Consider the following 25,870-nt stretch of genomic DNA (forward strand, 5'->3'; position numbering starts at 1 on the left):
ACAGACGACCCACCGCAGAGTGCCCAGCCCGCTCAACGCGCATGCCACGACATACACAACACGTCAGAACATCCCATCCAACCGCCTGCGGGCAACCCAAACAGCACGGCGTGTATGGCCCGGCATACGCAACGCCGCAAAACACGGACCGTAATCACCGGCGGGCAGCCAAAGCTACCAGTTTGTATGTCATGGCATGCACAACGTTGTGCCGCGCGGCGCAACTCAACGCCCAATGCCGTACGTCGTCAGATGTCATGCGCGATCGGGCGTCACCAGTCGTCAGCCGCCCAGCGCCGCCGGATGCCATCTGTCCGGCACCATCCACCGGACGACACCCGTAACCAAATCTCACCGGCACCTCGCCAAGTATCACCAAACACCGTCAATTTGCTGTGATATCAAGGATGATTACGTTCTCATGTAAAAAACGACACGCGTGAAACGTTTAACGTTTGCCGTTAAACGTTTAATGTACTATCCTTAGATGTGCGAACGGAAACCGACACAGGAGTCAGCCAGCAAGCAATACGGATCCACTCCACCACAGCCTGTCAGCTGAATCCCAATCGGCTCCGCAGCACCACAAACAAATCATTAAGTTGAAGGACAGAGAAATGGCACGAAGAAGTGTACGGATGGCCATCGCGGCCATCGCCGCAGCATCCATGCTCATCCCCCTCGCCGCCTGCGGTGGCAGCGGCAAGGCCACAACAGACGCCAACGGCAAGCCGATTGTCACCATCGAGGTTCGGCGCAACGTCACCGACAACCCGATGAAGAAAACCCAGTATTCCAAGGATCTCGAGGCTGCCTGCGACTGCACGATCAACTGGCAGGAGATCAGCGATAACGCCTGGGGGCAGCAGAAAGCAGCCAAGATGGCAGCCGGCGACTTCCCCGACATCGGCCTGTCGCTGTACGACTCCACCGACGTCACCAAGTACTCCTCGCAGTTCGAAGACATGTCCAAGGACATGTCCAAGCTGCCGAACGTTCAGAAGTTCTTCAAGGCCCAGCCCGATGCGAAGAAGTTCGCCGAGGACAACGGCCACCTCTATCTGCTGCCGTCCGACCGCGGCAAGGGCTACCGCGTCTCCGGCACCCACATGTTCATCAACAAGACCTGGCTCGACAAGCTCGGCCTGCCCGTCCCCACCACGTGGGATGAGCTCAAGACCACGCTCGAAGCCTTCAAGACCAAGGATCCGAACGGCAACGGCAAGGCCGACGAAGTCCCGATGAACATCCGCGGCCTCGGCTTCGGTCTGTGGAGCCCGCTGACCCTGCTCAACTCCACCGGTCTGACCACCAGCTTCATGGGCGCTTCGGCATCCAGCCAAGGCTACTACGTCAAGAACGGCAAGGTCGCCAGCTACCTGACCTCCAACGAGCTCAAGGACACCATCAGCTACCTGCACTCCCTGATGTCTGAAGGCCTCATCCCCAAGGACGCCCTGACTCGCGACGCTTCGAAGTACAATTCGCAGACCATCAGCGACGGCAAGACCGCCATCAGCGGCGTGACCTTCGGCTGGTCGAACTACTCCGAGTTCGGCGACAAGCTCGGCGAACAGTACATCACCCTTCCGCCGCTCAAGCAGAAGGCGTCCGACCCCGACTCCCAGGTCAAGTGGGATTACTCTCAGCCCGCAGCCGAATACGCCTACGTGCTGAGCCTCAACCCGAAGACCGCCAATAAGGATGCGGCACTCAAGCTCATCAACGCGATGTACAGCGAAAAGCTCTCCGTCTCCGGCTTCTACGGCTCCATCCCGGACATCGTGACCGACAACGGCAATCACAAGTACACCATCGACAAGGCCAAGGCCTACGCCGAGTACCCCGACACCCGTGCCGTCGCACTCCAGGACCGCTTCGCCGGTTGGATCCCCGATGACGTAACGATCGTCAACGACACGAACGCCGAGCAGGTCACCGCCAGCGACCAGGCCGTGCGCAAGGTCATCGAGAAGAACGTCAATCCGACCAAGGATGTCATCCCGATCTGGGTGCACCCGAGCAGCGAGGACATGGACACCCTGTCCAACAACAACACCGCCATCTTCAACTACACCGACAACCAGCTCGCCAAGTGGGTGCAGAAGGGCGGCATCGACAGCGAGTGGAACGACTATCTGAAGAAGGTCAAGGAGCCGACGCTCGGCCTCGAGACCAACATCAAGATCTGGCAGAAGTACTACGACAAGCAGGCCTGAGCCTCTCGTAGACTGCCGATCAGGCGGATTCCGCGGGGTGCATGACGCGAGGCTCGCGCCCCATGCGCCCCACGGACACACCGCACAACAACAAGACTTACCCCCTGATTCCTTGAACGGTGGAGGAGCCTGGCTCCTCCACCACCTCCTCTTGTAGACGTCTTACGGCCGAAGAACGAAACAGGTTCGCAGCCGTCACACGTCACCCGGCCGATACACCAACAACATTTGGAGCTAGCATGACCACGCCATCAATCACCGCAGCGGCGGCTCCGTCGGCACCAGCCACCCGACAGCCATACGCCGCTGAACCGAATACTCAGAAGAAACCCAACATCATCGACAAGCTCGCGCGCCACTTCAGCCGCTACTGGGAGCTGTGGGTGCTCAGCGCGCCGGCCCTCATCTTCGTGGCAGTCTTCGCCTACGTGCCGATGTGGGGCATCCAGCTCGCCTTCCGCAAGTTCGACCCGGACAAGGGTCTGACCGGCGGCGACTGGGTCGGCTTCTACTACTTCAATCAGTTCTTCCACTCCCCGCTGTTCGGCGAGATCATGAGCAACACGATCCGCATCAGCCTGTGGACCCTGGTGATGGGCTTCATCTTCCCGATCATCCTCGCCCTACTGATCAATCAGATCCATTCCAGCAAGGTCAAGGGCTTCGTCCAGACCGTCACCTACATGCCGCACTTCATCTCCATCGTGGTCATCGTCTCGATGCTCAACATCTTCCTGACCCCGGGAAGCGGCATCATCGGCAGGTTCCTCGGCCCGGAGAGCGTGATGGGCAACCCGAAGGCGATTACCTCCGTCTACTGGATCTCCGAAGTCTGGCAGCACTGCGGATGGAACTCCATCATCTACCTGGCCGCCCTCGCAGGCGTGGATACCTCCCTGTATGAGGCCGCGAAGATCGATGGCGCCGGCCGCTGGCAGCTCATCCGCAACGTGGATATCCCCGCGATCATGCCGACCGCTTCGATCCTGCTGATCCTGAGCATGGGCAGCGTGCTGAACGTCGGCTTCGACAAGATCTTCCTGATGCAGAACTCGCTGAACTTGCCGGCCACCGAGGTCATTTCGACCTACACCTACAAGATCGGTATTCTCAACAGCCAGTTCTCCTATTCCACGGCCATCGGCCTGTTCAACACGGTCATCAACTTCATCTTCCTGATCACGGCGAACGCGATCTCCAAGAGAATCTCCGAAACCAGCATTTTCTAGGAGCCAACCATGTCAGCAACAACAGCAGTGCCCGCACCAAAGACTTCGGGCGACGAAATCCCCTGGAACAAACATCAGCGTCAGCACCTGACCCCCGGCGACTGGGTGGCTAGCATCATCATCTACGGACTCATCGCCCTGGCGGTGATCGCGGTGCTCTACCCGCTGTGGTTCGTCATCGTCGCGTCCTTCTCCGACCCGAACAAGGTCGCTGCAGGCGATGTCTTCCTCCTGCCGAAAGGCATCACCTTCGTGGGTTACGCCAAGGTCTTCGCCAACGCCCGCATCTGGCGCGGCTATCTGAACACCATCATCTACTCGGTGCTCGGCACGGCCGTCAACCTCGCCGTGACCATTCCTTGCGCGTTCGCACTCTCACGTAAGGAATTCAAGCCCCGCCGCGTGATCCTCTTCCTGTTCACCGTCACGATGTTCATCAGCGGCGGCCTGATTCCGAACTACTTGCTGTACAAGCAGCTCGGCCTGCTCAACTCGATGTGGGTGTTCATCCTCCCGGGCGCCGTCAGCGTGTACAACGTGATTGTGGCCCGCTCCTTCTTCGAGACCTCGATTCCTGAAGAACTGTTCGAAGCAGCCCAGCTTGACGGCGAAAGCTACCTCGGCTACTTCTTCAAAATCGTCATCCCGCTGAGCTCCGCGATTCTCGCCGTCATCGGCCTGTACTACTTCGTGGGCCACTGGAACGACTTCATGACAGGCCTGATCTTCATCACCGATGACGACAAGCAGCCGTTGCAGGTCGTGCTCCAGCAGCTCCTGCTCGTCGCGCAAGGCACCGCAACCAACGTGGATGCCGCCGCCCAGCAGCAGGCCGCCGACCAGATCAAGTTCGGCATCATCATCGTCTCGACCCTGCCACTCATGATCATCTATCCGTTCTTGCAGAAGTATTTCAACAAGGGCGTGATGCTCGGAGCGGTCAAGGGCTGAGGCCCGCACACTTGCCGGGGTGCCGTTATCCCCTTTGCGGCATCCCGGCGATTCTCTCACACCGCGGGTCCGGCAGACACACCGCCGCCAACGCCGAAAACCCGCACCCGGCTTGACTTGAAGGAGAGTCATGTTACGCTCATTCGCCCTAGGATACGAACGCTTCTGCCGCGTCGTGCTCATGATTGCGGTCACCCATGTGGCGTTCCTCGTCCACACCTTGATGGGTGTCGTCGTCATCGGCCTGTTCCCCTCGATTTCCGCCACTTACACGACGTATCGCACCTGGCTGCTCAGCGAAGACCGCAGCTGGAGCATCCGCGAAACCTGGATCGTCTTCCACCGCGCGTGGAAGGACGACCTGGCCGGGGCGAACCGCTTCGGCTGGCCGCAGGCGCTGCTGTGGGCCCTGCTGATCTTCGACTACTGGGTGGTGAACTTCCATGACGCCGGCAAGCTCGGATACGCCAGCGCCGGTGTCCTGCTCATCGGCATCGTGTTCTACGGCCTGTTTTCCAGCCTGTCGTGGGCGCTCAAAGCCAATTTCGACGAATCCGGATGGTGGATTACACGCATGACCCTGCAGATGGTTATCGCACGTCCGCTGTGCAGCCTGTGCCTGACCGTCCTGTTCATCCTCACGGTATGCTCGTGGATGACATGGCCAGGCCTTATCCCGGCATTCGGGGTAGCATTGCCTGTGTTCTTCGTCATGATGGTCGTCAGCAAGCTCGGCAAGGTCCCGGGTATGACACGTCCGGGAGACGAAGGCGAAAGCGCCAACGATGATTCCCGTCTGCTCATGCAGGCGACCGGAACGGCAAACAAGTAAGGAGCACACATGGTATCCCTCAAAGATATCGCCAAACAGGCAGGTGTCTCCGTTTGCGCCGTCTCCCTCGTGCTCAACGGCAAGTACAAGAACCGCGTGAGCGACGCCACCGCGCAAATCATCCGCGACACGGCATCTTCGCTCAACTACGAGCCGAATATGCTGGCGCGTACGCTGAAAACCAACAAGTCGCACACCTTGGGTTTCGTCACCGACGAGATCATCACCACGCCTTCGGCAGTGCGCATCATGCTCGGCGCACAGGAAGCGGCACGCAAGCTTGGCTACATCCTGATCACCATGAACACGAACAACGACAAGGCGCTGGAACGGCAGGAAATCGCGACGCTCAAGCGCTACCACGCCGACGGGTTCCTGTACGCGTTCATGTATCACCGTGTGGTGGACGTGCCTGCGACTTTGCGCTCCATGCCGACCATCGTGGTCGACGCTGAGGACGCGAAGCACGACCTGCCGTCAATCTACCCTGACGAGTTCGGCATCGGATATGACGCAACCAACAGGCTCATCGCCGCAGGCTGCCGCCGAATCGCGTATTTCGGCTCAGAATCGGGAATCGTCGCTCAGCCCGAACGTCTAGCCGGGTACCACAAGGCGTTGCAGGATGCCGGTTTGAAGGACGACCCGCAGCTGGTGGTCGGCGCGACCGAACATGTGAACGCCGATGAACGCGCGCTCGAGCTACTCAAAGGCCTCAAACCCGATGGGGTGTTCTGCTTCAACGACATCCGTGCCACGTCGATGTACGCCGCGGCGTATGACCTTGGGCTGACCATCGGCAAAGACGTCTCCATCGTCAGCGTCGACAACCTGCCCAATATCACCGACGTGATCCGACCGGCACTGACGACCATCGAATTGCCTCATTACGAGATGGGATTCGAGGCGGTTCGTCAGCTCGTGTCGATGATCGAGCAGCGGGACATTCCGGATATCAAGCCCGACCAGATTTTTCGTTCAACCTTTGAAACCAAGGATACGTTCACGACAATCCGCGGGTCGATTATCGAGCGCAGCTCCGTCCGCGGCACGGTCCCAAGGCATGAGTGACGACAGCGCACAGCGCTGAACGGTGAGAGAACGGGGTACCGGGTTTGCCATCGTATGGACACCCTGCCCCGACTTCTCCCTCTCCCCCGGCGCTGTGATGCCCATCAGTGACCACGGTACCGATCCGAATCGTGGTCAGCCGCAGGCGTGTCTTGAGCGAAACCCCCAACAAATTTTCCAACCAACAACCATCATTGCAAAGGAGCATCATGCTTCCCACAACCCAAACCACCAACGCGCACATCGCCACCGGCGACTACACTCGCCTCGACCTGTTCGTCGAGCGCACGGACGATGACGCCTCAGTCGCCCTGACCCGTTCCAGCAACGGGACCACCCTCGCGTTTGCCGCAATGCCGAAGCTTGAGAACCGTCATCACTTCCAGTTCGATGTGCCCTCCGACACCGATCTGGACATTCGCATCAACCAGGCCGTATGCCGTTTCGGCTATCTGAGCGAAAGCGGCAATGATCTGGACAACAGCATCCAGTATGTCAATCTCGATCCTGATTTCGTCCAGTGGGATACCCTGCCCGACACGGAAAGCATCTACCGCCAGCCGGAACGCACGGCCTCCCATTTCGAGCCGATCGCGCACTGGATGAACGACCCGAACGGCCTGTGCGAGTTCAAGGGACGCTACCACCTGTTCTATCAGTTCAACCCGTACGGATGGGGATGGGACTGCATGCACTGGGGTCATGCGGTCAGCCGTGACCTGGTGCATTGGACCCATCTGCCGATCGCGCTGGAACCGCAGCCCGAGTTCGCCACCGACCATACGCTGACCGGCGGCGCATTCTCCGGCTCGGCCATCCCGGTCGATCAGGATGGCTATCCGTGCAACGGCGAGAACGCCGACGCCATCCGCTTCATGCTCACCCGTCACACCGAAACGCGCGGGGATGAGCATTCCGTCGTGGAATACCAGACCACCTGCCTGAGCCATGATGGCATCCATTTCGAAGTGGAGACCCCGTGCATTCTGCGCCCGACACCGAGCATGGGGCTGGACTGCCGCGATCCGAAAATCGAAACCAACCTGCCCATCCATGAGGCAGATGGCGGACGCGCCTGGATTGTGACCGCCACCAACCTGCCGGTCGATGAATTCCACAAGGACGCCCTCGCCGGCATCAGCCGCGACGCCACGAACGGCTGGTTCGCTACCTACCCGATGGGCAAGCCCGCGGAGGCTGCCGCCAATGAGGCGACCGTCCCCACCATCGCACTGTTCTCCACGAAACTGCCGGTGCAGCGCACCTCCGTGTGGCAGTACGACGGGCCCGTGCTCGCCGATTTCGGCCATCAAATCGCACGGACTTATGAATGCCCGGATCTGTTCGCACTCGACGGCAGCACGGTGGCCTGCGGTGCCCTGATGCATTACCGCGACAGGCAGGGACGCTTCCAGCCTGTGCGCTGGTATGTCGGCGACCTGCGCGATGAGGGCGAGGGCCCGCGTCTGGCCGTCAAGTCCAGCGACTGGTGCGATTTCGGGCTTGGCTACTATGCGACGCAAAGCTTCCGCGACGATCAGGACCGCCGCATCGTCTTCGGGTGGATCGTCGACCACGCCGGCGTGCGCCGTGAAGGCCCCTGCCGCGCCAACGGCATCATGTCGCTGCCGCGCGAACTCCATGTAGTTGACGGCCGCTTGACGAGCAAGCCCGTCCAGGAAGTCTACGACAACCTGATCGGTTCACCGGTGACGGTCGACACCGCCGCGGGAGCCACGCCGGATTCCCACGTGTGGTCCGCCACCAGCCCCGATGACACGTATTACGCCAATATCACGCTTGACGACGACGCTGATTTCACGCTGACCATCGCTCGCAACCCCGGCATTGACGGGGCTGAAGGTGACAGCCTGCGTCTGGTGCGCGAGAACGGCGTGACCCGCCTGGTCACCCGCGGTCAGGGCGGATTCGACAAGAACGACTACGACAGCGGCATCCAGCAGGTGCGGCATGTCGAAGTGTTCTTCGACCATCAGGTCGCCGAGGTGTTCCTCAATGACGGTCAGGCGGCGGGCACCATGCTGTTCCAGGCCGCCGGCCCGCAGGTGAGCATGTCCTTCGAGACCTGCGGCGGTGTGGATCGTTGCGAGGTGAACGCGCTCAACACCATCTGGTGACCTGTTCTGGTGACTTGTCACCGACCGGTGGTCACCGGTGGCTATCTGGCGGTTGCCGTCAGGTGGGCACCGGTTGGTGACTGCAACATCAATAATCACGACCGTCTTCCGACGCTGCAAAGGATGTCAGCGTTGGAAGACGGCCGTTTGCTATCCCCAAGGTGCCCGTTCAGAATCGTCTAGCGCTTACGATCGCTTAGCATCGGCAGCAGAAGCGCTGTCGGTCGCTTCGTCAACCTCTTCTTCGACGGTTTCCTCAAGTTCCGCACGTTCCAAACCGGACATCGGGTAAAGGAAAATCGGCAGCATCATGAGACATCCGACCAGATAGAACACGTCCGGCAGGGAGAACAGGTGGAAGAAGGTCAGGCTGTTCGGCATGAGGATGCCGACGCAGACCACGGCCATGCCGATCGGCGGCAAGGTCGACCACACCACGGGATTCGGGGCGTTGTCGGCACGCTTGCGTTTCACGGAATCAAGATACACGGGGATGATGAACATGAGACCGCCGACCAAAGTGAGGACATCCGTAAGTTTCACGGTTCCGAACAGCACGAGCGGCCATGTCTGGAACAGGACAAATGCGACGAACATGGTCAACAGACCGATGACGGATACCACGGTTGATTTCTTCATGGCGAACCTCCTTGTGATGGCGTCCGCCTCTGCGGTGAGCCGGGCGCATCCGATACTTCCAGTGTAGTCTGCTCATCGCAGTGACGAGGGAAGCCACACGCGGGAAGCCCCGGGGAAGATTGATTTTCCGCCTGCAACCCTGTCTAGAACAATCCGCCCTGCATGAATTCGTCCTCTAGAGACTCCTCGCCCTTGTCATGGAAGGCATCCTCGCCATGCTCGGCAAGCTCACGCTCAGCCATCTGCGAACGGTCACGAAGAATGCCATCAAGTCCCACCGCCTGAGGGGACACCAGGAACGCACGGTCATTGATGCCATCCAAGTACAGGCCGTCCATCGATTCGACGCGGGAGAGAGCCACATACCCCATGCCGGGCGCGAAGGTCCGGCGCAGATCCATCCGCGCGCGGTCGAGGGTCATGCCCTGCGATTTGTGGATGGTGATTGCCCATGCGCACCGCAAAGGCACCTGTTTGACCGAGGCGAGCACCGTTTCACCGTCCATCATCTCCCATGCGGCGGGTTGCATGATGACGGTATGTCCGTTGTCGAAACGGACCATCGGATACTCGTCACCGTCGCGATTGGCGACGAAATCAACCACCGTGCCGAGCGAACCGTTGACATACTGCTGGTTGGTGTCGTTGCGCAGGGCCATGACCGCCGCCCCTACCTTGAGCGTCAAGAGTTCCGGGGCGAGCATAGTGCTTTTCAGCCGTTTGATGAGGTGTACCGGGCCGGAAGCCTGGGCTTCGTAGACGTGCTCGCGGCTGTCGATTTGCGCGAGTTTGCGGTCGTTGAGCTCGTCAGTCTGCCGGTTGTTAGGGAACAGATAGACGGCGACGTCGTCTTCGGCCGGTTCGACGCCGATGCGGGCGTCCAACGCTGCGCGATCGGCATCGCTGACCGCACCACGCCTGATGTCGGTGAGCACGTCAAGCAGCTGGCCGGAATCCTGACGATGCTGTTCGGTCAGATAACACACGACAGGGTTGAGTTCCGGCCATACCAACGATTCCGTGACAAAACCCTCCGGATTGCGCCCTGCCCGCTCATACCGCTCACGCATGGCGACCATTTCCGGCGGCGGAACAACAAGTTCGCGGTCCCGCTTGGCATGGGCGACCGGTGGCAGCTGGAACAGGTCGCCGGACATGACGACCTGCAGCCCTCCGAACGGCTCCGGACTGCGCCTGACTGCGCGGCACGCCTGATCGACCATGTCGAACAGCCAGGCGTGCATCATGGAGATTTCGTCGATGACAAGGATGTCAGTCGCCCGAATCCGCTTGCCACGACGCGTCTTGATCTGTTTGAGCAGGCTGTCTGTCATCGCCTCGGCGACGCCGACACCGCTCCATGAGTGGATGGTCTGCCCGTTCAGATGCGTCGCCGCAATGCCGGTGGACGCCGTAACCGCCACGGACGCCCCGCGCGCCCTGGCCTGTTTGATGAATTCGTTGAGCACATAAGTTTTTCCGGCCCCCGGGGCGCCGGTGAGGAACACGCTAGCGCCGGCGTCCAGAATCCTCAATGCGTCAGTTTGCAACATCGGCGTGTCTCCTTTGGATTTCCCGCTGCCGGAGCATGGCGTCGATGACGCGCAGCACGCCATGCTCGGTGTTCGCCGGGGCAATGTACCGCGCTTCGCGTAGCAGATCCGGATAGGCGTTAGCCATCGCGAAGGACCACTCCCCCGCACCCAGCATCTGCAAATCGTTGAGATAATCGCCGAACACCATAGTCTGCGCGGGCGTGATGCCAAGCTGCTCCTGCAAGGCCACGACCCCGCGGCGCTTGTCGGTGTGCGCGTCCATGATATCCACCCAATGCGCTCCGGATACCACCACCTGATAGCGGTCGCGCAGCGGGGCGAACAGGGTGTCGGCGGGCACACGCACATCGCCGAAATCGAATACCGCCACCTTGAGAATCCGGTCGGCGTGCGGCCCCGTCACCGCTTCATGCAGGTCGTCAAGGAAGGCGAGACGGTGGTAGTACTTGCGGCATTCGTCCACAAACGGCGTGTCCTTGCGGTTGATGTACGCGCTGTGCTCGCCACACACCACCATCCCGACATCATGGTTTTGGGGCAGATCGGCGGCGGCAAGCATGTCGATCATTTGTGCCACCGCATGGGCGGGCAGCGCGGTCACACCGGTGGTGTGGCCCCGGGCGACCACAAGATTGCCATTCTCGGCGATGAACGAGCCGGTCGGCATGGCGTCGCCGAACATGTCACGCAGCGTAAAAATCTGCCGTCCGCTCGCCGGCACGAATTCGATGCCGGCGCGTTGCAAGCGTGCGAGCAGCGGCCAGAATCCCTCAGGAATCCGGCTGTCGCCATCCAGCAGCGTGCCATCCATATCGGCGACGACCATCGCGATATCACCGGGAAGCGGCGTGGATTGAGTCCATGGTGTCGCGCTCATGCTTGGATCCTTTCAGCATTCTGATTCGCGAATGGCGGGCCGGCAGTGTATCGGTTCAGTGCCAGCAGCGTACCGGTTTCATACCGGTATGGTCGCCGGTTCCATGCCGGTTCTGTGCCGGCTTCGTGTGGCGTGGCAATCGATCGAGCTGTAGTGGGCAAAAGCTGCCGTCAGCCTTCGAATGACGGCCTCCCTGACCGTTACTCGAGGGCGATTACTCGAGGGCGTTTACTCGAGGGCGTTGCCGTTCTTCTCGTACGTGCGCAGCAGACTGGTCGCCTCGATGTGGCGAGCGCCCGCCTTAGCCGCCTCGGCATCCGGGCCGGGGGCCGGGACGAAGAGCATATCGCGGTAATAGCGCAGCTCGTCAATGGATTCGATGATGTCGGCGAGCGCACGGTGGCCGCCGTTCTTCGCCGGACGGTTGCGGTAGACGTCCGGGTACCAGCGGCGGGCGAGCTCCTTGATGGTGCTCACGTCGATGACCCGGTAATGCAGGTGTTCCATGAGGCCGGGCATGTACCGGTCGAGGAATTTCTTGTCGGAACCGACGGAATTGCCGGCGAGCAGGGGCTTGACCCCATCCGGGGTGAACCGTGCGACATACTCGGTCACCTTGCGTTCGGCCTCCTCGAGGCTCAGCCCGTGCTCCCATTCGTTGATCAGGCCGGAGCGGGTGTGCATCGCGCGCACGAAATCATTCATATGGGCGACAGCCGCGTCGGATGGCTTGACGACATAGTCCACGCCCTCGTCGAGCACGTTGAGGTCGAAATCGGTGGGGACGACGGACACTTCGCACAGCTCGTCATGGAAGATATCCAGTCCGGTCATCTCGCAATCAATCCAGATCATGCGCGAATCTTGCGCGGTATAGGTCTCTGCGTCATGTGCGTCTACCATGGTGCCTCTTTCCTCACGTATCAACGGTCTGTCCGTCGTCGGCGGCATGCGAACCCCCGCGGACCGGACCTCTCAGGTTACCGCGGGGGTGGGAGAAGCCTCGCGGCTCAGATTTGCGAACGTTCCTCGGCGGCTTGGATTTCGGCTGCGACCAGATCATCATCGACCTTGCGGTCGGCGGGATCGTCGAGATAGTGGTCGAATTCGTACAGGACCGAATCTTCGGGCGCCGGAGTGAGCAGCGAAACGACGACGATGAGCAGCAGCGAGACGATGAACGCCGGCAGCAGCTCGTAGATGGCAAAGATACCGCCGAGCGGCTTGATGAGATTATGCCAGATGAGCACCGTGGCCGTGCCGCCGAGCATGCCTGCGATGGCGCCGTACTTGTTCGTGCGACGCCAGTACAGGGACAGGAGCATCAGCGGGCCGAAGGAGGCGCCGAGCCCCGCCCACGCGTAGGAAACGACCTGGAAAATCGAGGAATTCTGGTCAAAGGCCACGAAAATGCCAAACAGGAACATAACCAGCAGCGTGGTGCGCGCCACCATCATCACCTGCTTGTCGGTGGCCTTGCGGTTGATAACACCGCGGTAGATGTTCTCACCCACCGCGCTCGCACCGATGATCAGGTATGACGAGGAGGAGCTCATGGATGCGGCGAAGATCCCGGAGACGACGATACCGCAGATGAAGCTCGGCAGCAGCGCCTGGGCGATGACGATGAAGATGTTCTCGGCGGCGGCCTGCGTGCCGAACTGGGTGGGCATCATCGCGCGTCCCGCCAGACCGATGCACACGCCGCATGCCAGTGAAATCACGCACCAGGTGGTGGCGATAATCCGGGATTTGCGGATTTCCTCGGAGCTGCGAATTGACAGGAAGCGCACCAACACCTGCGGCATACCGAAGTATCCCAGGCCCCAGGCAAGCATGGAGATGATGGTGATGATGCCGTAATCGGTGGGCGCGCCGAAGACCGCCTTGCCGTCGCGCACAATCTGCTCGCCCATGGAGTTGAGCACCGGGGTGGCCAGATGCGTACCGTCAAGGAAGCCCGGGATACCGCGCAGGAAGGTGACGGTGTTGTCCACGCCGCCGACCGAGACGATCGAGCCGATGGATACGACGGCGAGCGCGAAGAACATGAGCATGCCCTGAATGAAGTCGGTGACGACCACGGACAGGTAGCCGCCGATCAGCGTGTAGGCGAACACGACGGCCGCGCCGACGACCATCGTCAGATGGTAATCCCAGCCGAACAGGGTGGAGAACAGCTTGCCGACCGTCACGAAGCAGCTGCCCACGTACACGCAGAAGAAGATGAGGATAATCAGCGCCGCGATGGTGGAGATGACGTTCTTCTTGTCATGGAAGCGCTTGGAGAAGAAATCCGGCACGGTGATGGCATCGCCCGCAACCACCGAATACCGCCGCAAACGCCGGGCCACCAGTCGCCAGTTGAGATATGTACCGATCGCCAGGCCAATCGCTGTCCACATGGCGTCAGCGGCGCCGGTGAAGTAGGCCAGACCCGGCAGACCCATGAGCAGCCAGCCGCTCATATCGGAGGCTTCGGCGCTCAGGGCCGTCAGCCACGGGCCGACACCGCGACCGCCAGCGAAATACTGTTTCGCTGAGGAGTTCGAACGTTTCGAATAGGCGAATCCGATGGACAGCATGGCGATGAAATACAGCACCATGGCGAGTAATACCCAGAAGTCTTTGGTGACCATACCCTTCTTCTCTCAATCATGACGACGACGTGCGCAGCCGATCCGTGGGTCGGGCGGACGTCTTTCGCTGGTCTCTTTCGTCGGTCTCTTTCGTCGGTATCAGTACCAAGAAGGCGGCCGCTCTGATGCACTGGCAACAGGGCGGCCGCCTTGCAATCCGGCAGCAATCCGCGGAATTACGCCCGCGGGGCTGTCAGGACATCAGTTGTTGTGGAAGCCGGAGTAGTTCGGCGCTTCCGCGGTCATGACGATGTCGTGCGGATGGGATTCGCGCAAGCCAGCGTCGGTGATGCGGATGAAGCGGCCACGCTCCTGCAGTTCCTTGATGTTGTGCGCGCCGACGTAGAACATCGACTGATGCAGGCCGCCGATCAGCTGGTAAAGAACGGCGTTGAGCGGTCCGCGGTATGGGACTTCGCCTTCAACGCCTTCCGGCACGACCTTGTCGTTGCTGGTGACGTCAGCCTGGAAGTAGCGGTCCTTGGAGTAGGACTTCTTGCCGCGCGGGGCCATCGCGCCCAGCGAGCCCATGCCGCGATACAGCTTGTACTGCTTGCCGTGCAGCAGGACCTTCTCGCCCGGGGCTTCCTCGCAGCCTGCGAGCACGCCGCCAAGCATGACGGTGCTCGCGCCAGCCACCAGAGCTTTGGCGATATCGCCGGAATAGTGGATGCCACCGTCGGCGATGCACGGGACGCCCGCGGCCTTGCACGCCTGGGCGGCCTCATAGACAGCCGTCAGCTGCGGGACGCCGACACCGGCGACCACGCGGGTGGTGCAGATGGAGCCCGGGCCGACACCGACCTTGACCGCGTCCGCACCGGCATCAATCATGGCCTGTGCGCCTTCGCGGGTGGCAATGTTGCCGCCGATAATCTGCACGCCGTTGAACGCCTTGTCTGCCTTAAGACGGCGAATCATGTCGAGCGCCAGACGGGCTTCGCCGTTGGCGGTGTCCACGACGAGCGCATCAACACCTGCCTCCATGAGGGCGGAGGCACGCTGCCAGGCATCGCCGAAGAAACCGATGCCTGCGGCCACACGCAGACGGCCCTGGTCGTCCTTGGTGGCGTCCGGGTACTGCTCGGTCTTCACAAAGTCCTTGACGGTAATCAGACCGGTCAGGTGGCCCTCGTTGTCCACGAGCGGCAGCTTCTCGACCTTGTACTTGGCGAGCAGACGATGCGCGTCTTCCTTGGAGATGTTGGACGGACCGGTAATCAGGTGGTCCTTGGTCATGACGTCCTTGACCTCGAGACGGTCGTAATCCTCGGAGGGGATGAACCGCATGTCGCGGTTGGTGATGATGCCGACGAGCTTGTTGTCCTTGTCCACAACCGGCAGGCCGGAGATGTGGAACTTGCCGCACAGCTTGTCAAGATCGGCGAGCGAGACTTCCGGGTTCACGGTCAGCGGGTCGGTGATCATGCCGGATTCGCTGCGCTTGACGATATCGACCTGGGCTGCCTGGTCGTCGATGGACAGGTTGCGGTGGAGCACGCCGATGCCGCCGTTGCGGGCCATAGCAATAGCCATGTCGGATTCGGTGACAGTATCCATGGCCGCGGAAATCGCCGGGGTCTTCATGGTGATTTCGCGAGTGAGGTGGGTGGTGGTGTCAACTTCAGACGGAATCACATCCGTCTCGTTCGGAAGCAGCAGCACATCGTCATACGCGAGGCCGAGCTTGGCGAAAATCGGAGGGACTGGAGCATATGCTTGCGCTTGCGTGTCAAAATTTGAAGCCATAACCACACTATAAGGTCGTGACCTGACTTGCGACACGCGAACGGTCAAAACGGGCGTCATCACAAGCTTTTCGCGCACGGCGGTGCGCAGCACGAGTCGCGGGAATCACGCTGGACACCGGCGTCCGACAGCTGACAGACCGTCACGATCACGCTTGCGAGGGACGATCCGTGTCCGTTCCCGCATCCCGGCGTTCACTCCCGGCCACGGAAGCCTGCCGGTCGGCGCCCTGCCCCGGCTGCGGACACACATGCTGGGCGGCATGATGCTTAGAATACGCGGCGTCCTCCTCCATGATCTCCGGAATCCTCCTGCGTAGATACGGCAGCATGGTGAGCACCGTCAACACCGCCGCGGCGATGATGAAGCCGATTAGCACATATCTGACCGGGAAGAACAGGATGGTGACCGACCCCAATGAGATCAGCGCGGCCCAACCCCATAGGATCAACACCGCCCCTTGGACGGAATGGCCGATTTTGAGCATCCGGTGATGCAAATGCATGCGGTCGGGGTGCATCGGCGACTGGCCTTTGCTCAAACGCCGCACAATCGCCAGGCACATGTCCAGCACCGGCAGGAACAGCACCAGAATCGGCAGCAGGATTGGCATGAACACCGGAAGATACACACTCGTGTGGATTGACGCAGGGTCCAAATGCCCGGTCATCACAATCGACGCGCAGGTAATCAGATAACCGAGCAGCATGGAGCCGGAATCGCCCATGAACAGTTTCGCCGGATGCCAGTTATGCAGCAAGAAACCGACACAGACCCCGACCAGCGCGACATCGATGAGCGTGGCCATCGACGCGTAACTGGGCGACGAGCGCGCAAGAATATACGAATACAAGCCGAACGCGATACCGCCGATGGCGACGATGCCGGCGGCAAGCCCGTCCAGGCCGTCCACGAAATTCACCGCGTTGATGGACGCGACAATCAGGAATGCGGTGATGGCCATCGACAGCGTCGGGGATGCGGTGACCAGTGACCCGAGCGGCAGCGAGATAATCTGCAGACCGCCCCACGCCACGAATACGGAGATAAGCAGCTGACCGGCGAGTTTGAGCATCCAGTCCAAATCCCACAGATCATCGGCCATACCGAGCAGGCAGATCAGAATCGCGCCGATCATCACCACCCAAGCCTGATGATTCGCCGTGAACAAGCCCGAGATGAACGGGATGCGGCTGGCAAATAGCATGGCGACCACAAATCCGATCAGCATGCCCAAGCCGCCCATGCGCGGGGTCGGAACGGTGTGCACGTCACGTGCGCGAACCCTGCCGACCGCGCCGATATGAATGGCGATATGGCGAATCAGCGGGGTAATCAGCCACGTGGCTCCCCCGGCGACCGCGGCGATGAACAGGTAAACCCTCATGCGCCCAATCCCCCGCCGTTGATGTGCAGGGCTTCGCGAATCGCGGCCTGATGGATGACACCTTCGCGCAGAACGTTGATGCCGTCGCGTTCCGTCGGGTCGGCAGCGACCACCGTACTGGCGATATGACCTTGGGTCGGGCCGCCGTCAAGATACAGGTCGACCTGGTCGCCGAACGCGGCGACGGCCTCGTCAACGGTTTGGGCGCTTTCATCGCCGGACCGGTTCGCACTGGAGGCGGCCACCGGTCCGGTCGCACGCAGGATACGCAACGACAACGCGGAATTCGGCACGCGAATCGCCTGCGTCGCACGCCCATCGGATTCACGGCGAATCGTCTTCAACCGGCAATCCTGTTCGGCGACGGCAATCGGCGAAAACGCCCCCGGAAGGAAGGCCGCGGCGAGACGGTTCAGCGGGGCCGGAAGGTACAGGCCCAAATCCTCCACATCGTCCGCATCGGCCATGATCACTTGCAAGGCCTTGTACCGCGGACGCCGCTTGAGCTCGTAAATCCGGTCGATGGCCTTGCTGTTGAACGGATCGCAGGCGATACCGTACACGGTGTCCGTGGGGATGACGATGACCCCGCCATCCTTGATAATCCGCGCCGCCTGCGCGATGGACCCGTCATCGACTGTGCATACCTCGCCCATAAAACCTCCGATTGTTCCACCACTATTGCACCATCGCGTCCCGACGTGCCAACCGGCTGGCGTGCGCTCGGGCCGACGTGTGCTCGAGTCGCAGGACGCGAAGCGCCGGACCGGCATCACTTGATTGCGAACAGATACCGCGGCCGTGACGTGTAATCCAAGCCGGTGCGTGCCTGCGAAAAGCCGTTCGACAGCGCATAGGTGAGCATCCGGTCGGCCTGGGTGATGTCATGCTCGAGCACCAGCGCGCCGCCTTTGCGCAACAAGGCCGCACAACGGCGGACAATCCGTTCCGGAATCAGCGTGCCATCCGCGGAACCGCCGTACAGCGCCGCCTGCGGGTCGTAATCACGCACCTCAGGTTGTTGCGGCGGCTGGGACATCGGCACGTATGGCGGATTGGTGACCACAAGATCGATCGAACCGTCCAGCGCGGCCAGTGTGGTCGTATCCGTGGCATCCCCAGCCTGTAGGTGATAGTTGTAGCCGGCCGCGGGATCGTTGCCGGCGACCAGTTTCGCGTTGCGTTTCGTCCAAGCGAGCGTCTCCGGGTATTTCTCCACCGCCCACACTTCAGCACCGCGCACTTCTGTGACGATGGACAGGCCAATCGCCCCGCTGCCCGCACACAAATCCACAACTTTCGGGGCATACAGGCCTTCGCGGGTCAGCCAATCGATGCCGGCCTGCACCACCACTTCGGTTTCCTGACGGGGAATGAATACGCCTGGTCCGACCTGCAGATCGAGGTAGCGGAACGGGACATGGCCGACGATATATTGCAACGGTTCACGCGAAGCGCGACGATCCATCATCGAGCGGAAGTCGGCGAGCTGACGGTCACTGGCTTCGAATCCGTCGCCCATGAGCAGGGCTTTGTCAATGTCGCGCGGGCTGGTGCCGCAGGCTTCAGCGAATAACAATCGGGCGTCGTACCGGGCCGTCTCGATGCCCGCATCCTTGAGTCTGTCGGTCGCTTCGGCCAGCATTTGCCTGAGTGTTTCGATGCCCATGCGCGATAGAACTCCCTTCGATTGGACCGTATCCGGCGGGTGGCGGTCATGACGGTCATGGCTGTTATGACGGTCATGGCTTTCATGGCGTCTGGCTGTTATGCCGCCAAACCGCCATGTCGCCATACGAGTGTACAGGTCAGGCGGCGTTCGCGCCTTGATGCTTCTGCTGTTCGAGACGCGCGGCCTCGTCGGCCTGAATGTCGCTGTCGATCACCGCTTGCAGATCGCCGTCCAGCACCTGGTCGAGGTTGTACGCCTTGTAGTTCGTGCGATGGTCGACGATGCGGTTCTCCGGGAAGTTGTAGGTGCGGATGCGCTCGGAACGGTCCAGCGAACGGACCTGGGAGTGGCGCATATCGGCAGCTTCGGCGGCTTCCTGCTCGTGCTTCATGGCCAGAAGGCGGGATTTCAGGACACGTAGCGCGGCCTGGCGGTTCTGGATCTGCGACTTCTCGTCCTGCATGCTCACGACGATGCCGGTGGGGATATGGGTCATGCGCACCGCGGAATACGTGGTGTTCACCGACTGGCCGCCGGGGCCGGAGCTCATGAAGATGTCAATCTTCAAGTCTTTCGGATCGATTTCGATTTCGTCATCGTCGTCATCCGCCTCCGGGAAAACGATGACACCGGCCGCCGAAGTCTGGATGCGCCCCTGCGATTCGGTGACGGGGATGCGCTGCACGCGATGCACGCCGCCCTCGTATTTGAGACTCGCCCAGACGCCGTCCTCCGGTGCAGGGGTGCCTTTCGCGCGGATGGCGAGCTGGACGTCCTTGACGCCGCCGAGTTCAGTGGTGTTCTCGCTTTGGATGGTGGTGATCCAGCCGCGCTTTTCGGCATACCTGAGGTACATGCGCAGCAGATCGCCGGCGAAGAGGGCGGCTTCCTCACCACCGGTGCCGGCTTTGATTTCCATAATCACATCGCGGGCGTCGTCCGGATCGCGCGGGATCAGCGCGGTGCGCAGCGCTTCCTCAGCCTTCGGCAGTTCGGCCTCCAGACGCTTCGCTTCAGCGGCGAAATCCTCGTCCTCGGACGCCATCTCCTTGGCTGCTTCGAGATCGTCAAATATCTGACGGTATTTGGTGTATGCGGCGACGATGGTGCCGAGTTCGGCATGGCGACGGCCCAGCTTGCGGATTTTGTCAGGGTCGGAGGCGACTTCCGGCTGCGCCATCTGCCGCTCGATATCGTGATACTCCTCCACCGCGGTCTGCGCCGCGGGGAACTGATCCTGTGGATCCTGTGCCATATGCCATTCCTCGTTACCGTTGCACGTGTTTCACGCGTTTGTATACCCGATATGCTGCATTCCCGGCAGTCCCCGGCCCGGCTCTGTGTCATAGGCTCTGTGCCATAGGCGCCGCGGCGACGACCAGGCGTGTGTCAGCGATTATGCTTCGTCTTGGTCAACTTCACTATCATATAGTCACGCTTGACCAAAGGCGGACGCGAGCAGGGCGCCGGGCGCTGCGCCCGCGACGAATACCGGCCCATTGTGCGACCAGAAGATCACACGGCTCACCGATAACGGCAGCAGACGGCCGAAGCACCCGACTATCCCGCCGTCGTGCGGCACCACCGTCACACCACACGCCAATAACTGCACCACCCCACTGCACCGGACCGATACCCAACCGCCGTGCGACCAGACAATCACACTGCACCACGATAGCGACACCAAACAAGAGGAATCACACACAATCCCGACGCGGTGCGACACCGCCGTCACACCACACCCCGATACCGGCGACAGCCAACTCAATCGATCAGATATCCAGCCGTAGTGCGACACCACCGTCACACCATGCACTGATACCAATGGCAACGGACGGGACCAGACTGATATCAGCCTGCTGTGCGATCACAGTGTCACACGCCGTGCCGATACCGGCGACAGCCAACTCAATCGGTCAGGTATCTCGTCATTGTGTGATCCCACTGTCACTTCGCAATCAGATACCGTCAATATCCAATGTCATAACTCGGTTATCTCAATGCCATGCGCCTAAGAGGACGGGAGGACGTGACGTTACGATGGGCCAGTCGTCGAATGAGCCGGCGAAATCCCGAACCGCCCGCGATATCTATAACCTCTCAGCGTCGGTAGAAGGTCGCGGCTCCGCTGCTACCGATGCCGGCACACCACTGACCGTCGGCAGAAGATTGTCATACCGCCCCCACCGACGATCACAGACCGGCAACCCCAGGAACGCCAGAAATACAAAAACGCCAGTCCGAAGACTGGCGTTTTCAGAAGCCTTACTTGCTGCGCTTGCCGTAACGCTTCTCGAAGCGAGCCACGCGGCCGCCGGTATCCAGAATCTTCTGCTTGCCGGTGTAGAACGGGTGGCAGTTCGAGCACACGTCAACCGTCATATGATCGCCAGCGGCGGTGGAACGGGTGACAAACGTGTTGCCGCACGAGCAGGTGACCTGCACGGCGTGATAATCGGGATGAATACCCTGCTTCATGGTGTGTCTCCTATGGAATTCGGGGGACCCGGGTCGCCAGCCCCTATGGCGGGCGTGAACCGGAACCGTCAGTATTGTACGCGCCATCGCGGACGACACGCGAGTGAGCCAACAGCGTAGCGGCAATATAGCCGACATCCGCCGACCAAGCCACGACCTGGAATGATGTACAGACAACACACCGCAAAGAATGAAGAGAATAGTGGGGCCTCACGGGCTTGAACCGTGGACCGGCGGATTATGAGTCCGATGCTCTAACCGACTGAGCTAAGGCCCCACGTTGGAGCAAACCAACTTATCCAATATAGCAAATCCCCTAACCGCACGCGCCCGTATCCGGAGTTCCGAGAAACAGATACGGGCGACACGCGGGATTCCCACCAATGCATTCATCAGCAAGGATCAAAGGATTCGGCCATCACCGGATCAGCCGGCCAGCCCAACAACAGGCACCGACAACGGCACCGGTCACATTCGCCGACGGTACACGCCGACAACGCATGCGGATCAGTCCGCCAATCCGCGGACCGCACGACCGGAAGCGAACCGGTCAAGCGCACCCGTCCGGGCAATGGCAAGATACAGGAACCAGCTCATGATGCCGGCGAACACCACACCGCCGACAATCTCGCTGATCATATGTGTGATGCCGCGGGGACTGACCAGCGCAACACCCTGATACCTGAAGAACAGCAGATAGAACCCATATTCAATCGCCACACACAGCCCCGAGGCGATGCTCATCGGCAGATTGTACTTGCGGTAACGAGCCAACGCGAACGGAATCTCCGCGAACACGCCTTGCAATGCGGCGGAAATGAACACGAAGGAAAACGCGAAATTATTGCCGAACACCATCTCGGCGACCGCGCCGACAAGATTCACATACACGGCGGCGCCGGGCTTGCGGATAATCAGCAATGCGAGAGGACCGGAAAAATACCAGAACGCATGCAACACGCTCGCGATGCCCGGCAACAGCGCACCCAGCACCGGCGAAATCGCCTGATACGCGAAGTTGAATCCCCAGAACACCAGCCCGCATGCGACGCCGAGCGCGGCACCGACAGCGATATCGGCAGTGGTCCAGCGCAACGTGACCGGACGCACGGATGGCGCGGCGCCGTTGCTTTGGAAAGATGGATATGTTGATTCGGCCGAACCGACCTGATTGCGAGCAAAATTGCCCATGGGATTCTCCTGTCCCTCATGGCCGCACACAGTATTGTCTCGGAACTCGGGCGATCCTTGACCTGTGCGACTCGGGCGGGAACGCCACAAGCCATGGTAGCGGGCATGCACACTAACGGGAACCCGATGCGGCGTGTTCCCGACGCGTTCGTGACGTGTTCCAGACAGTTCTCGGTGTGCCCCCGACATGTTCCCGGCATGTTCTCATTTTCTCCCGAAAAGCTGTAGATTGAGCTGATGACGCGTCATCGCCGCACCGGCAGGCAGGATCAGGATATGGAAAGCACATCGACACAATCAGAGTCCGCTAAGCATATGCTCAGCATATTTGCCTAATGTCAGAGCACAGTACACACCAAGGACGGCCCCAACACGTCGAGGAGACAGACATGGCAGGCATGGCAGACGCAGCTGCGACAACGTACGACGCAACCGCGACAGGTACAACCGATACGACAGATACGACAGCCATGATAGGCACAGCAGACGCAACTGCCACGCTAGCCGCGGCGGCCGGGAAACAGCACGGCGACAGCATCTACGGACAGTTCGCGCCGCAACTCCCCCGCGTCATGGACATGCTTGTCGGACGCATCGAGGCGTTCGACGCCGAACAGCGCAAGGCCACCGCCGAAGGCGCTTACGAACACTTCAATCACCGCATCAAAGGCGAAGCGAGCATGCGCGAGAAATGCGAGCGCAAAGGCCTGCCTGCCACACCCCATTCCGCCCTCGTCGACATCCACGACGCCATCGGATGCCGCATCGTGTGCAGTTTCATCGACGACATCTACGCTCTCGCCGACCATCTGCGCTCCCAGCCGGGATTCAGCATCATCGAAGAAAAGGACTATGTGCGCCACCCGAAACCGAACGGATATCGCAGCTACCATATGATTCTCGACATCACCACACCCTTCGTGGACGCCGACGGGCGCACACCCGGGCATTACCCGGCCGAAATCCAGCTGCGCACGATCGCCATGGACTCGTGGGCGGCGCTCGAACACCAGGTGCGTTACAAGAAGGATATCGGCAACGCGAACGCGGCAATCGTGACGCAGGAACTCAAACGGTGCGCGGATGAGCTCGCATCATGCGACCTGTCGATGCAAACGATCCGCAATCTCATCAACGAGGACCGCTGACACCCCGAAAGCCAAACAAGACAGGCAATCCGAGCAATCACCAATCGTTCAAAGGAGCCATCATGAAAGTCCTCATTGCGGAAGACGAACAGGAGCTCGCCCGCGCCGAGCGGACCATCCTCGCTATCAGCCACATCGAGGCCGATATCGCGCACGACGGGCAGGAGGCTGTCGACATGGCGGCGACCGGGGATTATGACGTGATTGTGCTTGATGTGATGATGCCCCGCATGGACGGCATCGAAGCACTGAAACGCATCCGCGCGGCGGGCGACACGACGCCGATCATCATGCTCACCGCCAAAGCGGAGGTCGATGACCGGATCACCGGGCTGGATGCCGGAGCGGATGATTACCTGACCAAGCCCTTCGCCATGAAGGAGCTGATCGCCCGCATCCGATCGCAGGCTCGGCGCAGCACGTCGTACACGCCATCGGTGCTGGATTACGGCGACTTGCGACTGAACATCGCAGACCAGCAGATCAGCAGTGAGAACACCATGCATCTGTCGGGACGCGAGACCAAACTCCTGGCTTGCCTCATGCTCAATCCGGACAAGCCGATCAGCACCGAACGGTTGCTCACCAAAGTCTGGGACGATGAGCCCGATGCCGACACGACGCTCGTGTACGTGTATGTGTCCTATCTGCGCGACAAACTGCGCTCCATCGCATCCGACGTGACCATCGCCGGCGAGCGCGGGGGCAGTTACCGGCTTGCCGAACCTGAACACAACACGGACGGCACCCAAGCGACGACGAAAGGCGCGCGCCCATGATCGGCAAACTGCGTCGGCAATTCATCTTCAGTGCCACGGCCGCCCTGTTGGTGGTACTCATCACCCTCATCGGCATAATCAACGGCGCGATGGCGAGCGTGGTCGGAATCGGATTGAACGAGTCACTCGCACGAATCGAGGGACGGCAGACCCCAGGCCATAGCCTGCTGTCTAGCAAGATTCTGCCCGTCGTCTCCCCCGACGCACGCAACTATTACACCATCGCGCTTGATTCCACGTACACGGTCGGCGATTGGGACAGTCACAGCGTGAACACGCCTACGAGAGACGATATCCAGGCAATCGCCGCCGCTTTCCGGATACACAACCCGCAGATGACCACCGGTAAAACCGTGCATATGCGTGTCGGATCGGCGCAGTATGCCGCGCAATTGTCAGCCTCAGGCACCGGTTTCCAGCTGACCGTGCTCGATTACACCGAGGAGTTCTCCTGGCAGATGCGATTGCTGTGGGTGTCCATCGGCATCGGATTGCTCTCCCTGTTGGTGTTCCTCGCGGTGATTTCCCTACTGTCCAGCCGTGCGATCGAACCGACCGTGCGCACGATGGAAAACCAGAAACGCTTCATTACGAACGCCTCACACGAGCTGAAAACCCCGGTCGCCATCATTTCGGCGGATGCCGAGGTGCTCGAGGCCGTCAACGGCGAAAACGAGTGGACCGAAAGCATTCTCAACCAGTCACGCAGACTCAACGAGCTGATTTCCGCGCTTGTGCAGCTGACGAAAGCCAGCGAAGATGAGCGGTTTGCTTTATGCGACGTGGACTGCTCGTCGATCGCGAAAGAGGCAGCGGATTCCTACCGGCCGGTGATCGAACGCCGGGGCAAGCACCTGCTTGATGACATCGAGCCGAACATCCACGCGCAAGCCGAGCCGAAAGCCCTGCTGGAGGTCGTGAACATCCTGCTGGACAACGCCTCGAAATACTGCGATGACGACGGAGTGGTCACCATCGGACTGCACCGGCAGGGGCGGCGCGTCCAACTGGTTGTCGCCAATGATTACGCGGCCGGAGAGCACGTCGATTACACGAGGTTCTTCGAACGCTTCTACCGGGCGGACGAATCGCATAACTCCAGCAAGGAAGGATTCGGCATTGGCCTGGCGATGGCGCGCGAACTGACCCGGCGCATGCACGGCGATATCAGTGCATCCTGGGAGCAGGGGCGTATCGAGTTCATCGTCACCGTGCGGTAGGCGCGCTGTTGCTTGCCGTTGACCGGGTTGCCGCGATGGGTGGCCTCAATCAGGTGGTCTCGATGAACTCGCCTCGATCGAGCCTGATTACTGCT

At 60.7% G+C, this 25,870-nt stretch carries 21 protein-coding genes and 1 tRNA gene; 9 read left to right on the plus strand and 13 right to left on the minus strand.

Going from position 1 to position 25,870, the window contains the following annotated elements; all coding sequences use genetic code 11:
* The first annotated feature begins 617 nt into the window (after nt 1-617).
* From ACI38B_RS00455 to ACI38B_RS00480, 6 genes are all read left to right on the plus strand, one after another.
* Complete coding sequence (locus ACI38B_RS00455) at nt 618-2,219, plus strand: extracellular solute-binding protein (protein WP_439729074.1); 1,602 nt, start codon at nt 618-620, stop codon at nt 2,217-2,219.
* A 239-nt stretch (nt 2,220-2,458) separates the two neighbouring features.
* A complete protein-coding gene (locus ACI38B_RS00460) occupies nt 2,459-3,448 on the plus strand; it encodes an ABC transporter permease (RefSeq protein ID WP_439729075.1) in 990 nt (329 codons plus the stop codon).
* A gap of 9 nt (nt 3,449-3,457) precedes the next feature.
* Nucleotides 3,458-4,399, plus strand: coding sequence for a carbohydrate ABC transporter permease (locus tag ACI38B_RS00465; RefSeq protein ID WP_439729076.1), 942 nt, complete (start codon nt 3,458-3,460; stop codon nt 4,397-4,399).
* A 130-nt stretch (nt 4,400-4,529) separates the two neighbouring features.
* A complete protein-coding gene (locus ACI38B_RS00470; protein WP_439729077.1) occupies nt 4,530-5,231 on the plus strand; it encodes a YesL family protein in 702 nt (233 codons plus the stop codon).
* Nucleotides 5,232-5,240: 9 nt separating this feature from the next.
* The gene (locus ACI38B_RS00475) at nt 5,241-6,302 is read left to right on the plus strand and encodes a LacI family DNA-binding transcriptional regulator (protein WP_439729078.1); all 1,062 of its coding nucleotides are present in this window, start codon (nt 5,241-5,243) and stop codon (nt 6,300-6,302) included.
* A gap of 209 nt (nt 6,303-6,511) precedes the next feature.
* A complete protein-coding gene (locus ACI38B_RS00480) occupies nt 6,512-8,440 on the plus strand; it encodes a glycoside hydrolase family 32 protein (protein ID WP_439729079.1) in 1,929 nt (642 codons plus the stop codon).
* Between the two features lie 186 nt (nt 8,441-8,626).
* On the opposite strand, the gene ACI38B_RS00485 is transcribed toward ACI38B_RS00480, so the two are convergent.
* The 13 genes from ACI38B_RS00485 to ACI38B_RS00545 all read right to left on the minus strand — a co-directional run bounded on the left by ACI38B_RS00485 (nt 8,627) and on the right by ACI38B_RS00545 (nt 22,628).
* Nucleotides 8,627-9,079, minus strand: coding sequence for a permease (locus tag ACI38B_RS00485; RefSeq protein ID WP_439729080.1), 453 nt, complete (start codon nt 9,077-9,079; stop codon nt 8,627-8,629).
* A gap of 143 nt (nt 9,080-9,222) precedes the next feature.
* The gene (locus ACI38B_RS00490) at nt 9,223-10,632 is read right to left on the minus strand and encodes a PIF1 family DEAD/DEAH box helicase (RefSeq protein WP_439729081.1); all 1,410 of its coding nucleotides are present in this window, start codon (nt 10,630-10,632) and stop codon (nt 9,223-9,225) included.
* Nucleotides 10,619-11,512, minus strand: coding sequence for a Cof-type HAD-IIB family hydrolase (locus ACI38B_RS00495; protein WP_439729082.1), 894 nt, complete (start codon nt 11,510-11,512; stop codon nt 10,619-10,621). The genes ACI38B_RS00490 and ACI38B_RS00495 overlap by 14 nt, the downstream gene beginning before the upstream one ends.
* A 228-nt stretch (nt 11,513-11,740) precedes the next feature.
* Nucleotides 11,741-12,415: an oligoribonuclease gene (gene orn / locus ACI38B_RS00500; RefSeq protein WP_439729083.1), complete on the minus strand. Its 675-nt coding sequence runs from the start codon at nt 12,413-12,415 to the stop codon at nt 11,741-11,743.
* 107 nt (nt 12,416-12,522) lie between these two features.
* A complete protein-coding gene (locus ACI38B_RS00505) occupies nt 12,523-14,151 on the minus strand; it encodes a sodium/proline symporter (RefSeq protein ID WP_439729084.1) in 1,629 nt (542 codons plus the stop codon).
* A 201-nt stretch (nt 14,152-14,352) separates the two neighbouring features.
* Entirely contained in the window at nt 14,353-15,900 is a 1,548-nt protein-coding gene (gene guaB / locus ACI38B_RS00510; RefSeq protein ID WP_015450818.1) for an IMP dehydrogenase, read from the minus strand.
* 148 nt (nt 15,901-16,048) lie between these two features.
* On the minus strand, nt 16,049-17,287 hold the full coding sequence (locus ACI38B_RS00515) for an MraY family glycosyltransferase (protein ID WP_439729085.1): 1,239 nt from the start codon (nt 17,285-17,287) through the stop codon (nt 16,049-16,051).
* Nucleotides 17,284-17,943 (minus strand): L-threonylcarbamoyladenylate synthase, encoded by a 660-nt coding sequence (locus ACI38B_RS00520; protein WP_439729086.1) that lies wholly within the window; start codon nt 17,941-17,943, stop codon nt 17,284-17,286. Before ACI38B_RS00520 ends, ACI38B_RS00515 begins: the two co-directional genes overlap by 4 nt.
* Before the next feature lie 116 nt (nt 17,944-18,059).
* Nucleotides 18,060-18,956 (minus strand): peptide chain release factor N(5)-glutamine methyltransferase, encoded by an 897-nt coding sequence (prmC, locus tag ACI38B_RS00525; protein ID WP_439729087.1) that lies wholly within the window; start codon nt 18,954-18,956, stop codon nt 18,060-18,062.
* A gap of 139 nt (nt 18,957-19,095) precedes the next feature.
* Nucleotides 19,096-20,214 (minus strand): peptide chain release factor 1, encoded by a 1,119-nt coding sequence (gene prfA, locus ACI38B_RS00530; protein ID WP_439729088.1) that lies wholly within the window; start codon nt 20,212-20,214, stop codon nt 19,096-19,098.
* Between the two features lie 1,010 nt (nt 20,215-21,224).
* Nucleotides 21,225-21,437, minus strand: coding sequence for a 50S ribosomal protein L31 (gene rpmE, locus ACI38B_RS00535; protein ID WP_029575932.1), 213 nt, complete (start codon nt 21,435-21,437; stop codon nt 21,225-21,227).
* A 203-nt stretch (nt 21,438-21,640) separates the two neighbouring features.
* A tRNA-Ile gene (locus tag ACI38B_RS00540) sits at nt 21,641-21,714 on the minus strand.
* Between the two features lie 230 nt (nt 21,715-21,944).
* Nucleotides 21,945-22,628, minus strand: coding sequence for an ECF transporter S component (locus ACI38B_RS00545; protein WP_439729089.1), 684 nt, complete (start codon nt 22,626-22,628; stop codon nt 21,945-21,947).
* A gap of 470 nt (nt 22,629-23,098) precedes the next feature.
* Here ACI38B_RS00545 and ACI38B_RS00550 point away from each other — a divergent pair, with 470 nt between their 5' ends.
* The 3 genes from ACI38B_RS00550 to ACI38B_RS00560 all read left to right on the plus strand — a co-directional run bounded on the left by ACI38B_RS00550 (nt 23,099) and on the right by ACI38B_RS00560 (nt 25,775).
* Nucleotides 23,099-23,776 (plus strand): GTP pyrophosphokinase, encoded by a 678-nt coding sequence (locus tag ACI38B_RS00550; protein ID WP_439729090.1) that lies wholly within the window; start codon nt 23,099-23,101, stop codon nt 23,774-23,776.
* Nucleotides 23,777-23,838: 62 nt separating this feature from the next.
* Nucleotides 23,839-24,555 carry a response regulator transcription factor gene (locus ACI38B_RS00555; protein WP_439729091.1) on the plus strand — a complete coding sequence of 239 codons (717 nt, stop codon included), beginning with the start codon at nt 23,839-23,841 and terminating at the stop codon, nt 24,553-24,555.
* Nucleotides 24,552-25,775: a sensor histidine kinase gene (locus ACI38B_RS00560; RefSeq protein WP_439729092.1), complete on the plus strand. Its 1,224-nt coding sequence runs from the start codon at nt 24,552-24,554 to the stop codon at nt 25,773-25,775. Before ACI38B_RS00555 ends, ACI38B_RS00560 begins: the two co-directional genes overlap by 4 nt.
* Nucleotides 25,776-25,870 lie beyond the last annotated feature (95 nt).

It is taken from the genome of Bifidobacterium sp., from assembly GCF_051876855.1.
Lineage (GTDB): Bacteria > Actinomycetota > Actinomycetes > Actinomycetales > Bifidobacteriaceae > Bifidobacterium.